This is a genomic window from Nitrosomonas mobilis (assembly GCF_900103035.1).
GTDB lineage: Bacteria > Pseudomonadota > Gammaproteobacteria > Burkholderiales > Nitrosomonadaceae > Nitrosomonas > Nitrosomonas mobilis.
Map to the genome: position 1 here is coordinate 1 of NZ_FMWO01000071.1, position 14346 is coordinate 14346.

Consider the following 14346-nt stretch of genomic DNA (forward strand, 5'->3'; position numbering starts at 1 on the left):
AGGACTGGGAACAGGATTATCAAAACTGGACTCGCCGCGATCTGAGTGGCAAACGGTATGCTTATGTCTGGGCTGATGGTATCTACAGCACTGTGCGGATGGATGACCGGTTATGTCTTCTGGTGATTATCGGTTCTGATGAAACGGGGCGTAAAGAGCTGCTGGCATTGTCTGATGGTTATCGTGAGTCTGAAGCGAGCTGGACGGAAGTATTGATGGATTTGAAACAACGTGGCCTCAAAGGTGCTCCCAAATTAGCTATCGGTGACGGTGCGCTGGGGTTCTGGAAGGCTGTTACCCAGTGCTGGCCGGATACGGATCAACAGCATTGCTGAGTGCATAAAATCGCCAATGTAATGGAAAAGCTGCCCAAGGCCATGCAACCCAAGGTCAAGGAAGCGCTGCACAATATCTGGCAGGCGGAAACACGGGAAAAGGCTTATAAAGCATTTGATAACTGTATTGAACGTTTTAGTCCTAAATATCCAAAAGCGATGGAGTGTCTGGCAAAGGATAAAGATTCCATGCTGGCTTTCTATGATTATCCTGCAGAAAACTGGCAACACATTAGAACAACTAATCCAGTCGAATCAGTCTTTGCAACTGTCCGGCTGAGAACAGCCAAAACCAAAAACTGTGGAAGCCGGATGACTACTTTGACAATGGCGTTCAAACTGATGGAAGTGGCGCAGAAGAAATGGTTCCGACTAAGGGGCTATAAATTGTTAGCGGATGTTATGCAGGGCGTCAAATTCGTTAACGGCGTTAAACAAAATGGAGATCGAAAACAGGTAGCCGCTTGATTCTCTATACACCAGATTTGACAATAGCTCCTTCGCCACGCCTTCATGGGTAATCCACTTCAGCCTGCCTCATGCTAAGCTGTCACCTAAAAATTTGTGTATAGGAGTCACAGTTTCCGGGTATTTTAATTAGGCTATGTCATCGTTAGTTGGTGGTGGCCATGTAACCAAGTGAATTTTAAGCAAAATATAAATTGTTGGTTTTTGGTTAATAATTTGTGTTTATTTGCAGTAACTAATAATTAACGATGACATAGCCTTTAATTACTTGGGTTGGAATTTAGTAGGTCACTAATGGACAGAAATACTATGAAAGAAACTTTGGACGTTGTCATCATCGGCGCCGGTACCGGTGGTTTATCTGCACTGCGGGAAGTAAGAAAACGTACCCAGAATTTCGTAATTATTAATGATGGTGCGTGGGGCACAGTCTGTGCCCGTGTGGGGTGCATGCCGTCTAAGGCATTAATTGAAGCAGCTAATGCTTATCACCGTCGCAGTACTTTTTCGGAATTTGGAATTCAGGGTGCCAACTCTCTTACAACAGATATACCAACCGTACTTCGACGTGTACGACAGTTACGTGATCATTTTGTTGCCAGCACGGTAAAAACTACCGATGATTTGGGCAGGCGTGCTATCTCAGGGCGTGCACGATTGCTCGCGCCAGATAGAGTAGAAGTTAATGGTCAGCAATTGTACGCACGCAGTATTATCATTGCTACCGGCTCTTCTCCGATTGTGCCCGAGCCTTGGAACAAACTGGGAAAACGATTATTTACAACAGACACTCTATTTGAACAGGAAAATTTACCCACTCGAATGGCTGTTTTAGGCATGGGCCCTATTGGTGTCGAAATGGCACAGGCGCTATCCAGGCTGGGCGTTGATGTAATAGCGTTTGGTGGCAATCAGGCAATTGGTGGATTGACAGATCCGCAGGTTAATGCGGCTGCAATAGAGCTACTAGGATGTGAGTTCTCCCTCAATTTGGGAGAGAAAGCTGATCTGACTGCTATTAATGAGGGGTTGCAAGTAAGGGCAGGAGATAGTGAAGTAGTAGTGGATGCGGTGCTTGCCGCATTGGGAAGACGTCCCATTATTGATGGTCTCGGACTCGAAACATTGGGAGTCTCGCTAAACGAACAGGGCATGCCCCCTATCAACCCAAACACTATGCAAGTGGCGGATTTACCCATATTTATGGCCGGCGATGTCAATGGCCAATCCGCTATATTGCACGAAGCTGCTGATGAAGGACACATTGCGGGATTTAACGCCACTCGTCTCGCTGCACCCGTTTGTTTTACCCGCCGAACACCGCTAGCTATTGTTTTTGCTGATCCGAACATTGCAGTCGTAGGCAGTCAGTACTGTGCACTAGAGAGCGCTACAACTTTAGTGGGTGAAGTAACGTTTAGTAATCAAGGGCGTGCACGCGTAGGTCAACATAACAAGGGAATTCTGCGTCTCTATGCCGCCGCTGATAGTGGTCGGTTGTTAGGAGCTGAGATGTGTGCCCCCTCTGGAGAACATATGGCGCATCTGCTGGCATTGGCCATCGATCGCTCGCTCACAGTACGGGAATTATTGCACATGCCTTTCTATCACCCGGTTCTGGAAGAAGGCTTACGTACCGCGTTACGTATGTTGGCCGCGCAGCTTCCTGTCGACAGTGAATCCGATCTTGCTACGTGCGGTGCATTTGATACAGAAGCTCTGGATTAACTTCACGAACTCAATTTAGAAGTGCAATGCCTAACGGTTATTTGGTGCAGTAAAACGTTTTTCCAGAGAATATCTCAAACGGGGTTTTGAATCCAAGGACTGTAAGTGGTCGATGGCCGAGTCTGTCCGCTACCCGCTGATTGACAGCAGACGTTACCCACTCGTGATCTCAACAAACATCGCTGCTGCCACTCGCCGTCCCTCGGTTGAGAGAATATTATAGGTGCGGCAGGTAGCTTGTGTGTCCATTACTTCCAGACTGATTGCGCGTGCGGCGATATCCTTCAGTAATGGCCTATCAGGGAACTTGAAGGTTGTGCCGGTTCCGATCAGAATGATTTCTGGCCGCATGCTCAACAGATCTTCCAGATGCTGGATGGTCAGCTGATCAAAATTACGTACCGGCCAGTTCTGAATGATTTGATCAGGAAGCACAATCAGGTTGCAGGTATATTGCATGCGATTAACTTCTACGTAACCTGGCCCATAGCCGGTAAATGCGTTCAAGTCAGAAAAATCCGTCAAATGTAATTTCATAAAAAACCTTTTCATCAAAATGAATGCCCGCAATAAATAGGCGACCGTTATCGTCTTTTTCGCGACAACAGAGGTTAGCGTAACATGGTATGCTTTTGTCCGGATAGCCTGTGTTTATCGAACGGTTGACCGGGGATATCGTCATTTTTATGAATTTCTAAAACAATCCTTACCATGCGCCCCATCAAAAAATCTAGCAAGCTTGCCCACGTCTGTTATGACATTCGCGGTCCTGTGCTCGATCGAGCCAGAGAGATGGAAGAAGAAGGCCATCGTGTCATCAAGCTCAATATTGGTAATCCGGCGGCCTTTGGTTTTGATGCGCCGGATGAAATCCTGCAGGATGTGATCCGCAATCTGTCAACAGCTTCTGGCTATTGTGATTCTAAGGGGCTTTTTGCTGCACGCAAGGCCATCATGCACTATACGCAGGAAAAAGCCATCGCGAATGTGCGGGTAGACGATATTTATGTTGGTAACGGTGTCTCGGAACTTATCATGCTGGCAACGCAGGCGTTGCTGGAAAATAATGATGAAGTATTGATTCCATCACCGGATTATCCGTTATGGACAGCAGCAGTTTCGCTGGCGGGTGGAGTGGCGCGGCACTACATATGTGATGAACAGTCCGACTGGTTGCCTGATCTCGACGATATGCGTGCGAAGATTGGTCCGAATACTCGTGCCATTGTGATTATAAACCCCAATAATCCAACAGGTGCGTTATACCCGAACGAGTTGTTGCTTAGTATTATCGAAATTGCCAGGCAGTATGGTCTGATCATCTTTGCTGATGAGATTTACGACAAGATTCTATATGATCAGGCGACGCATACGTCGATTGCATCTCTGGCGGACGATGTCCTGTTCGTTACTTTCAATGGCCTGTCGAAGAGCTATCGCGCGGCTGGCTTCCGTTCAGGCTGGGCAGTAGTTTCCGGTGGCAAAGTACGCGCGCAGGATTACATCACCGGACTCAACATGCTGGCATCGATGCGGCTTTGTGCCAACGTTCCATCGCAATTCGGCATACAGACTGCGCTGGGTGGCTATCAGAGTATTTACGATCTGACCATGCCAACCGGTCGCCTCAAGCGGCAACGTGATCTGGCATGGAAATTGTTAACGGATATCCCGGGGGTGACCTGCTTCAAGCCAAGCACGGCGCTTTATCTATTTCCAAGGCTTGACCCCACTCATTACCCAATCGAGGATGATGAGCAGTTTGCGCTCGAGCTGCTGCTGGAAGAAAAAGTGCTGATCGTGCAAGGCAGTGGTTTTAACTGGGCACACACAGATCATTTCCGGGTGGTTTTTCTACCTAACAGTGATGATCTTACCGAGGCGATTGGGCGTATTGCGCGGTTCCTGGATCGTTACCGTAACACCCATAAAAACTGATCCTATCAGTTTTTATGGGTGTTTTGTACCGTTCTTTGCATATATAATCCGCAGCTTGTTTTTATCGATAGAGAATAATTTTTTATGAAACCGATTTACGTTGGATTGTTGGGTACCGGCACAGTTGGAGGAGGTACTTATGCTGTCCTCAAGCGCAATCAGTCTGAAATCAGCCGCAGAACGGGGCGTAATATCGAGATTCGCATGATTGCTGATCTTGATCAGGAAAAAGCACGCTGCCTAACAGCAGGTGATAATGTCACGATCACCAATGATGCTTTCGAGGTCGCTAGGCATCCGGAGATCGATATTGTGATCGAACTGATTGGTGGCGAGACAGTTGCCCGGGAAGTGATGCTGGCGGCGATCGAACATGGCAAACATGTAATCACTGCCAACAAAGCCTTGTTGGCTAAACATGGCAATGAAATATTTGCAGCAGCGCACCAGCGTGGCGTCATTGTTGCGTTTGAAGCGGCGGTTGCGGGCGGCATTCCGATTATTAAGGTATTGCGCGAGGGATTGAGCGCCAATCGCATCGAATGGATTGCTGGCATCATCAATGGCACCAGCAATTTTATCCTTTCAGAAATGCACTCGAAGGGGTTGGATTTCAGTGCGGTGCTTGCAGAAGCGCAGCGTCTGGGTTACGCTGAAGCCGATCCTACCTATGATATCGAAGGCATCGATGCAGCACATAAAATTACCATTATGGCGGCATTGGCTTTCGGTGTTCCGGTGCGATTCGATCAGGTCTATGTTGAAGGCATCACCCGGCTTGCCAATGAGGATATTCGTTATGCTGAAGAGCTAGGGTATCGTATCAAATTACTAGGCATAACCAAGCGTGTGGCGAAGGGAATCGAATTGCGAGTACACCCGGCATTGATACCGGTAAAACGCCTGATCGCCAATGTGGAAGGGGTGATGAATGCGGTGATCGTCAACGGTAATGCGGTTGGGTCAACGCTGTACTATGGTGCTGGCGCTGGTGCCAATCCTACTGCCAGTGCAGTTATTGCTGACTTGGTGGATGTTGCTCGCTTGTTAACGGCCAGTCCGGAACAGCGCGTACCAGTACTGGCATTTCTGCCAGAATTGTTATCCGATACACCCATTGTAACAATGGAAGATGTTGAAACTGCCCATTATCTGCGCCTGCAAGTTACGGATAAAACCGGGGTGCTGGCTGATGTGACTCGAGTGTTGGCTGATCACGGTATCTCCATCAATGCGATGGTGCAGAAAGAACACCATGAAGGGGAAGATAAAGTTAACATCATCATGCTGACGCACAAAACGCTAGAGAGGCAAGTCAATGATGCGATTGCCAAAATACAGAATTTGCCGGCCATGATTGATCAGATCATTCGTATCCGCCTTGAGGAGTTAGGTAGCTGATGCCTGTAAAACCATTCGTTCTTTTGCTGTCAGAGGAGTGCTGATTCAATATGCGTTATCACTCAACTCGTGGTGGCATGCCGCCCAAAACTTTTACCGAAATTTTGCTAAGCGGGCTGGCGCCAGACGGAGGGCTTGCCGTGCCGGAAGCGTATCCACAAATTGGAGCAGCTGAACTGACGGCCTGGCGAGAACTGGATTATTCAGCCCTGGCGTTTGAAGTATTGTCGCGCTTCATGGATGATATTCCTGCGCAGGATTTGCGACAGCTGATTGACCGTACTTACACGCCGAAAATATTCGGTAGCTCGGAAATTACGCCGGTGCAAACGCTGGAATCCGGTCTGCATCTGCTGCATCTCTCCAATGGACCTACCCTGGCGTTCAAGGATATTGCCATGCAGTTACTCGGCAATCTATTTGAGTATGCGCTGGCCAAAAACTACGAGGAGCTGAACATCCTCGGGGCAACCTCGGGGGATACTGGTTCCAGTGCGGAATACGCGATGCGCGGCAAGCGTGGTATTCGTGTATTCATGCTCTCGCCATACGGCAAGATGAGCCGCTTCCAGACGGCGCAGATGTTCTCCCTGCAGGATGAAAATATTTTCAATATCGCCATCGAGGGTGTTTTTGATGACTGCCAGGACCTTGTTAAGGCAGTCAGTAGTGATCATTCATTCAAGCAGCAATATCATATCGGCACCGTCAATTCGATCAACTGGGCGCGAATAGCTGCGCAGATCGTCTATTACTTCAAAGCCTATTTTGCAGTTACCCGGTCCAATGACGAGCAGGTGAGTTTCTCGGTACCTTCCGGTAATTTTGGCAATATATGCGCAGGACATGTGGCGCGCATGATGGGCTTGCCAATCAGGCATCTCATTCTGGCGACGAATGAGAATGATGTGCTCAATGAGTTTTTCCGGTCAGGACTGTATCGGCCGCGCACTGCGGGCGAGACCAGACACACCAGCAGTCCGTCAATGGATATATCCAAGGCATCCAATTTTGAGCGCTTCATTTATGATTTGACCGGGCGGGATGCCATGCGTGTCAGGGAATTATGGCAGTCTGTCGATCAGGGCGGGGCCTTCGATCTGTTTGGCAGCAAGCTTTGGGCGCAAACCAAGGATTTTGGTATTTTGTCTGGTACAAGCAATCATGCTGAACGTATCAGCACAATTCGTGAGATCTATCGGAAGTATAATGTGTTGGTGGATACTCATACAGCAGACGGGTTGAAAGTAGGCATGGAGCTGCGCGGAGACGATGCACACCTGATATGTGTGGAGACGGCACTGCCAGCAAAATTTTCGGAAAGTATTCATGAGGCGGTTGGTTTTGAACCGACAAGACCCGTTGGTTATGAAGATCTGGAAGCCCTACCGCAGCGTTTTGAGCGTATGCCTGTTGATGTCAGCCGGGTGAAGCAGTTTATTACGGAGCACAGCAACTAGCGTTTGTGTGTTGTTGGCCTGGGTAGCGCTACTGCGGCATGTTCCGTTGGCTGGTGAGGGCTGGTCACCAGCAGGTTATCTCGTTGTGAAACACGTCAAAAGGAGTGCAATATGCGATTTTCCATTAGCCGCTATGACCCGGACAAAGACGTCAAATCCTACATGCAGGATTACGAAATCGAACTGGCGTCCACCGATAAAATGCTTTTAGATGCGTTGATTCACATCAAAAGCGTGGACGACAGTTTGAGTTTACGGCGTTCGTGCCGTGAGGGCGTCTGCGGATCGGACGGAATGAATATCAATGGCCGCAATGGCCTTGCCTGCATTACCCCGCTGGCCGGGCTGAAGGAACCGGTTGAGATACGCCCGTTGCCCGGCTTGCCGGTGATCAGGGATTTGATCGTTGACATGACGCAATTCTTCAATCAATACCACTCGATTAAACCCTACCTGATCAATAATGATCCCCCACCAGAGACTGAGCGGCTGCAGTCACAGGAAGACCGTGCATTGCTCGATGGTGTTTATGAGTGTATTTTATGTGCATGTTGTACTACCGCCTGTCCTTCCTTCTGGTGGAATCCGGACAAATTTGTAGGTCCGGCCGGATTGTTGCAAGCGTACCGTTTTCTGGCCGACAGTCGCGACCAGGCAACTGCCGAGCGTCTCGATGATCTTGAAGACCCTTACCGTTTATTTCGCTGTCATTCCATCATGAACTGCGTTGATGCCTGTCCCAAGGGGTTGAATCCAACCGCCGCTATTGGCAACATCAAAAATATGATGCTGAAAAAAACAGTTTGAACGATGCTGGTCGTATCCGGTGGCGCTGCCGGCGCGGCATGCTGGAACTGGACATTGTGCTGCAGCGTTTTCTGAGAAAGTACTACGCACAACTGAGCGAGAGTCAGCACCGGGAGTTTGAAACACTATTGTCACTTCCGGATCATGATCTATGGGCTATGATTATGGTTGAGAATGATGTGCCGGACGCGACGTCGCCATCTGCTCTGAAACTTTTACGGAAAAGTTGACCCTCAGCGGCAGCAGAGAATTTGTTCAGTATATTCTCAAGTTGCGTTATATACCGTCAGTGCGAAAGTTTTTCCACTGAAAGACTTGCCTGGATCATCGCTGGTTTTCTGATCAGAAACAGTCCGATCTATCGTCCCCGGGCTTAATTTTAAAGATAAACGGAGTAAGTATTATGGCCAAAGAAAATACAGCTATCTTGTCACTAGGCGAAGGTAAGCAAACAATTGAGCTGCCGATCATGTCGGGTAGTGAAGGGCCCGATGTGATCGATATTCGCGCCTTGTATCCACAGAGCGGCCTGTTCACCTATGATCCCGGATTCGTTTCCACCGCCAGCAGTAAATCTGCGATTACTTTCATCGATGGAGACGAAGGGGTACTGCTCTATCGCGGCTATCCGATCGAGCAACTGGCGACCCGTTGTGATTTCATGGAAGTTTGCTATTTGCTGCTCAATGGAGAGTTGCCGGACAGCACGCAGAAAAACCAGTTTGTCACAACGGTCAAAAACCATACAATGCTGCACGAACAACTTGTCAAGTTTTTTGGCGGCTTCCGGCGGGATGCGCATCCGATGGCTGTGATGGTAGGCGTGGTCGGTGCCTTGTCTGCCTTTTATCATGAGGCGATGGATATTGCGGACGCCATTCATCGAGAGGAATCCGCTTTTCGCTTGATTGCCAAATTGCCTACCATCACCGCAATGGCCTATAAATACAATATCGGACAGCCCTTTATATATCCGCATAATGATTTGGGTTACACTGAAAATTTTCTGTATATGATGTTCGCCACCCCCGCTGAAAAATATGTGCCCAACCCGATCATTGCACGGGCGATGGACCGTATTCTCATCCTGCATGCAGATCATGAACAGAATGCGTCTACCTCGACGGTGCGACTGGCCGGTTCTAGTGGCGCTAATCCCTTTGCCTGCATTTCGGCAGGAATTGCCTGCTTGTGGGGGCCGGCGCATGGTGGCGCGAACGAAGCCTGCCTCAATATGCTGGAAGAAATTGGTGATATTTCTCGTATTAACGAATATATCAATCGCGCCAAAGACAAGAATGATCCCTTCCGTTTAATGGGCTTTGGCCATCGGGTATATAAAAACTTTGATCCTCGTGCCAACCTGATGCGGGAAACCTGTCATGAAGTGCTCAACGAACTGGGATTACACAACGATCGTTTATTCAAACTGGCACTGGAACTCGAAAAAATAGCCCTTGAGGATGATTATTTCATTTCCAAAAAGCTGTATCCCAACGTCGATTTTTATTCGGGAATCGTTCAGCGTGCGCTGGGGATTCCAACCTCGATGTTTACATCGGTTTTTGCCATGGCACGCACCGTTGGTTGGGTTGCGCAATGGAATGAAATGATCTCTGATCCGGAACAGAAGATTGGTCGCCCGCGTCAACTTTATATCGGGACGCCCAGAAGGGATATGCCGAAGTCGTAATTGACTGGTCAACTCTTTTGCCATTGAACGCACTGTGACGACGATGAAAAAATTCCTTGAGAACTCGATGTTGTTCGGGGCAAACGCGGCTTTCATCGAGATGCTGTACGAACAATATCTGGTGAATCCGGCAGATGTGCCAGCGCAGTGGCGTGAATATTTTGATAGTTTGCAGCAAGCAGAAACTATCTCTGCCCGCGATGTTCCCCATACGCCGATCATCGAATCCCTGAAGCGTGCCTCGGTGGTGCAAACTTCAGCAACACCCACACCTGCGTCCCAACCCGTTGTGACAAATGTGGAATTGGTTGATCCGGAAATCAGGATTCGCAAGCAGGTCGCTGTCTTGCAGTTGATCAATACCTATCGTTTCCTGGGAGTGCGCCGGGCGAATCTGGATCCGCTTAACCTGCAGCAAACAGCAGATGTGCCTGAGTTGGATCCGGCTTTCTACGGATTAAGCGATGTGGACATGGAGCAGGTTTTCAATGCCGGATCGCTGGTAGGACCACAACAGGCAACCTTGAAAGAAATTATCCAGCGTTTGCAGATGACCTATTGTGGCAGTGTAGGCGCGGAATATATGTATGTCGCGGATATCCGGCAAAAACGCTGGATACAGAACCGGCTTGAATCTATCATGGCGCAACCGGTTTTTCCGCCAGAGTATAAGCGTCATATTCTCGAGCGCTTATCAGCAGCGGAAGGGTTCGAGAAATATCTGCATAATCGCTATGTCGGGCAGAAACGTTTTTCCGGAGAAGGCAATGAAAGCCTGATTCCGCTGTTGGACAAACTGCTGCAACACGCGGGCACGGCAGGGGTCAAGGAAATTGCGATCGGCATGGCGCATCGCGGACGCCTTAATGTGCTGGTTAATACATTAGGAAAAATGCCATCCGAATTGTTTCAGGAATTCGAGGGCAAAAAACCCCAGTTGCTGACCTCCGGTGATGTCAAATATCATCAGGGGTTTTCCTCGGCCGTGATGACGCCGGGTGGAATCGTACATCTGGCGCTGGCGTTCAATCCCTCGCATCTGGAGATTGTTAATCCCGTGGTGGAAGGATCAGTGCGTGCCCGCCAGCATCGGCTGGGTGATAAAACCGGTGATTTGGTAATTCCAGTATTGATCCATGGAGATGCTGCATTCGCCGGGCAGGGTGTAGTGATGGAAACGCTCAATCTATCTCAAACCCGTGGGTATGGGACGGGGGGTACCATTCATGTCATCATCAATAACCAGATTGGCTTTACCACATCCGATCCGCGTGACAGCCGCTCATCGCTTTATTGCACCGATGTCGCCAAAATGATTGATGCCCCGGTTTTTCATGTCAATGGCGATGACCCGGAAGCAGTGGTGTTAATAACCGAAATTGCACTCGATTTTCGCATGCAGTTCCGCAAGGATGTCGTCATTGATCTCGTGTGCTTTCGTAAACAAGGGCACAATGAGCAGGATGAACCCATGGTGACCCAGCCATCGATGTATCGTGTCATCCGGCAGCATCCGGGTACACGCAGATTGTATGCCGACAGACTGATTCAGCAGGCAGTCGTAGAGGAAGCAGAAGTGGCCATGCTGGAACAGTCCTATCGGGAAGCGATGGATGCTGGCTGCAATCCCAATAAGACCATTTGCTATGATTATAAATCTCCGCATGGGGTAAATTGGGCAATCTTCCAGGAGTCTGACGAATGGAATAAACCGGTCAAAACCGGCGTTTCGATCGAAGATTTACGCTATCTGGCACAGCGTCTCACCGATATTCCCGCTACATTTCAGCTGCAATCCCGAGTCCAGAAGATTATCGACGACCGTCGCAGCATGGGAAAAAGCGAGCTACTGCTCGATTGGGGCATGGCAGAGAGTCTGGCTTATGCTTCTTTGTTGAAGGACGGCTACCCGATCCGAATTTCCGGGCAGGATTGCGGACGTGGCACGTTCTTCCATCGTCATGCGGTACTGCATGACCAGCAACGCGAGCAGGATCAATGGGAAGATGGCATTTATATTCCGTTACGCCATATTGCCCCCAAGCAGCCTGATTTCGTGATTATCGATTCCATCCTGTCGGAAGAGGCGGTGCTTGGATTCGAATATGGCTATTCAACCGCACAGCCAAACGAACTGGTTATCTGGGAGGCGCAATTTGGTGATTTTGCGAATGGGGCGCAAGTGGTTATCGACCAGTTCATCGCCTCGGGCGAAGCCAAATGGGGGCGGCTGTGCGGGCTGGTCATGCTGCTGCCGCATGGTTACGAAGGGCAGGGGCCGGAACACTCTTCCGCACGGCTGGAGCGTTTTCTGCAGCTGTGCGCGGAGTACAATATTCAGGTATGCGTACCTTCCACTCCGGCACAGATTTTTCATCTACTGCGTCGGCAGATGATCCGTCCCATGCGCAAACCCCTGATTGTAATGACGCCGAAAAGCATGCTGCGGCACAAAGAGGCGGTTTCCCCTCTGGAAGAACTTGCCAGTGGACGGTTTCAGATGGTTATTGGAGAAGCGGAAGCACTCGATGTTGACAAGATCAGGCGTGTCATTGTCTGTAGCGGCAAGATTTATTACGAGCTCATTGCCTACCGCCACAAACATGAAATTGCCGACATGGCCGTCATCCGCCTGGAACAGCTATATCCCTTTCCGCACGAAGAATTTCATGCGCAGATCAACCATTACGTGCGTGCCAGAGAAGTTCTGTGGTGTCAGGAGGAACCCGGCAATCAAGGTGCCTGGCATCGGATTCAGCACTATCTGTTGCGCCATATGCGGCCAGATCAGGTCCTGGGTTACGCGCTGCGGCCCTCTGCCGCCTCGCCTTCTGTTGGCTACCTGGCGCTGGACAGACTTAGGCAGAAAGAAGTGATTGAAGCAGCTTTTCGTGACAAACTCGAATGAATGATTGATCCAAGGAGGTTTCTATGTTGATCGAAGTCAAAGTTCCGATATTATCTGAATCGGTAGCTGACGCTACGCTGGCGAACTGGCACAAAAAGAAGGGTGAGCGGGTTGAGCGGGGCGAAAATCTGATCGATATTGAAACAGATAAAGTAGTCATGGAATTGCCGGCGCCACAGGCTGGAATCCTCGTAGAAATTCTCAAAGAAGATGGTGCAACCGTCGCAGGTGAAGAGGTCATTGCCAGAATCGATACGACAGGCAAGCAGGCAGAGGCTTCCTCTGAGACGGTTGCTGCCAAAGTAGAGCCTGCTGCTGAAAACAAGGCAGAACTGCAATCGGTAACCCCCGTTGCAGACAAAATTTCTACCGATGCATCGCCAAAGCTGCCGCCCGCCGCAAAACGGGTGGCAGCAGAGCACAATCTCGAAGCTGATGAGATTCAAAACATTCGGGGTACGGGTCGGGACGGGCGCATCGTCAAACAGGATATCTTGGATTACGTCAATAACAAGAATGAAGAGAAAAGTGATCAGCAGGAAGCCGGCAGCCGCACTCTGACAGCCACATCTGTCGGGGATGCGGAGCCGGCGCGACCAGCTGTCGTGCCCGCTGCAATCACTGAACGGCCAGAAAAAAGGGTTCCGATGACCCGCCTGCGGATGCGCATTGCTGAAAGACTGGTGCAATCACAGGCGACCGCAGCGATCCTCACCACTTTCAACGAAGTCAACATGCAGGCTGTGCTTGATCTGCGCGCCCGCTACAAGGACAGTTTCGAAAAAGAACACGGCGTAAAACTTGGCTTGATGTCATTCTTCGTCAAGGCGGCAGTGGCGGCGCTTAAAAAATACCCCATCATCAATGCCTCAGTAGACGGCAATGACATCGTTTACCACGAATACTTCGACATCGGCATTGCAGTCGCCAGTCCACGCGGACTGGTCGTGCCAATTCTGCGCGATGCTGACAAGCTTTCCTTCGCCGAAATCGAAACGCGGATCGCCGATCTTGCCAAGCGTGCGCAGGAAGGCAAAATTACGCTGGAAGAACTGACCGGTGGCACCTTTTCTATCACCAATGGCGGTGTATTTGGTTCGATGTTATCCACGCCCATTATCAACCCGCCACAGGGTGCCATTCTCGGCATTCACGCCACTAAACAACGCCCAGTAGCCGAGAACGGTCAAGTAGTCATCCGCCCGATGAACTATTTCGCACTATCCTATGATCACCGTATCATCGACGGGCGCGAAGCCGTGTTGTCATTGGCTGCAATCAAGGAAGCTCTGGAATACCCGGTAAGCCCTTTGTTTGAATCGTAAATCACATAGGGCGGGCAACTTTTCTCCTGATTAGAAAGATTATTGTTAAGTCAAGCCTGATTTTTTCTATGATAAGGCTGATAAGACGCATACTGGTCCAAACAAACGTATCAAAGAGGACTATCATGGCCATGAACCGTGTTCAATTCTAATCAGGAAGCGCAAAGCTAGGGAATCGCGCAGCATTATGACACCGAGCTGCTGCCGGATGCTCCTGATAAAAAAGCAGGTGGGTTGTGCTGGACAGAATAGCCGCGAAACAGTGCCGGGCTCTGGCGCCTAT

Annotated in this window: 10 protein-coding genes and 1 pseudogene; 10 read left to right on the forward strand and 1 reads right to left on the reverse strand. The window is 49.7% G+C overall.

Going from position 1 to position 14346, the window contains the following annotated elements; genetic code table 11:
• Both NSMM_RS11895 and NSMM_RS11900 read left to right on the forward strand, forming a co-directional pair.
• Positions 1 to 803: pseudogene (locus tag NSMM_RS11895) on the forward strand (IS256 family transposase); the annotation flags it as partial.
• Positions 804 to 1112: 309 nt separating this feature from the next.
• Positions 1113 to 2531: a dihydrolipoyl dehydrogenase gene (locus NSMM_RS11900; RefSeq protein WP_090287715.1), complete on the forward strand. Its 1419-nt coding sequence runs from the start codon at positions 1113 to 1115 to the stop codon at positions 2529 to 2531.
• Between the two features lie 153 nt (positions 2532 to 2684).
• Here the strand turns inward: NSMM_RS11900 and NSMM_RS11905 are convergent, their stop codons facing one another.
• On the reverse strand, positions 2685 to 3068 hold the full coding sequence (locus NSMM_RS11905; protein ID WP_090287717.1) for an Mth938-like domain-containing protein: 384 nt from the start codon (positions 3066 to 3068) through the stop codon (positions 2685 to 2687).
• Positions 3069 to 3242: 174 nt separating this feature from the next.
• On the opposite strand from NSMM_RS11905, the gene NSMM_RS11910 reads away from it, so the two are divergent.
• The 8 genes from NSMM_RS11910 to odhB all read left to right on the forward strand — a co-directional run bounded on the left by NSMM_RS11910 (position 3243) and on the right by odhB (position 14063).
• Positions 3243 to 4469, forward strand: coding sequence for a pyridoxal phosphate-dependent aminotransferase (locus NSMM_RS11910; RefSeq protein WP_090287719.1), 1227 nt, complete (start codon positions 3243 to 3245; stop codon positions 4467 to 4469).
• A gap of 84 nt (positions 4470 to 4553) precedes the next feature.
• Complete coding sequence (locus NSMM_RS11915) at positions 4554 to 5870, forward strand: homoserine dehydrogenase (protein ID WP_090287720.1); 1317 nt, start codon at positions 4554 to 4556, stop codon at positions 5868 to 5870.
• A gap of 50 nt (positions 5871 to 5920) precedes the next feature.
• Positions 5921 to 7330 carry a threonine synthase gene (gene thrC / locus NSMM_RS11920; RefSeq protein WP_090287722.1) on the forward strand — a complete coding sequence of 470 codons (1410 nt, stop codon included), beginning with the start codon at positions 5921 to 5923 and terminating at the stop codon, positions 7328 to 7330.
• Between the two features lie 111 nt (positions 7331 to 7441).
• Entirely contained in the window at positions 7442 to 8137 is a 696-nt protein-coding gene (locus tag NSMM_RS11925; protein ID WP_090287724.1) for a succinate dehydrogenase iron-sulfur subunit, read from the forward strand.
• Positions 8134 to 8367 (forward strand): FAD assembly factor SdhE, encoded by a 234-nt coding sequence (locus NSMM_RS11930; RefSeq protein ID WP_090287726.1) that lies wholly within the window; start codon positions 8134 to 8136, stop codon positions 8365 to 8367. Before NSMM_RS11925 ends, NSMM_RS11930 begins: the two co-directional genes overlap by 4 nt.
• Before the next feature lie 173 nt (positions 8368 to 8540).
• On the forward strand, positions 8541 to 9830 hold the full coding sequence (gltA, locus tag NSMM_RS11935; RefSeq protein ID WP_090287728.1) for a citrate synthase: 1290 nt from the start codon (positions 8541 to 8543) through the stop codon (positions 9828 to 9830).
• Positions 9831 to 9873: 43 nt separating this feature from the next.
• A complete protein-coding gene (locus NSMM_RS11940) occupies positions 9874 to 12738 on the forward strand; it encodes a 2-oxoglutarate dehydrogenase E1 component (protein ID WP_090287730.1) in 2865 nt (954 codons plus the stop codon).
• 23 nt (positions 12739 to 12761) lie between these two features.
• Entirely contained in the window at positions 12762 to 14063 is a 1302-nt protein-coding gene (odhB, locus tag NSMM_RS11945; protein WP_090287732.1) for a 2-oxoglutarate dehydrogenase complex dihydrolipoyllysine-residue succinyltransferase, read from the forward strand.
• The last annotated feature ends 283 nt before the right edge of the window (positions 14064 to 14346 follow it).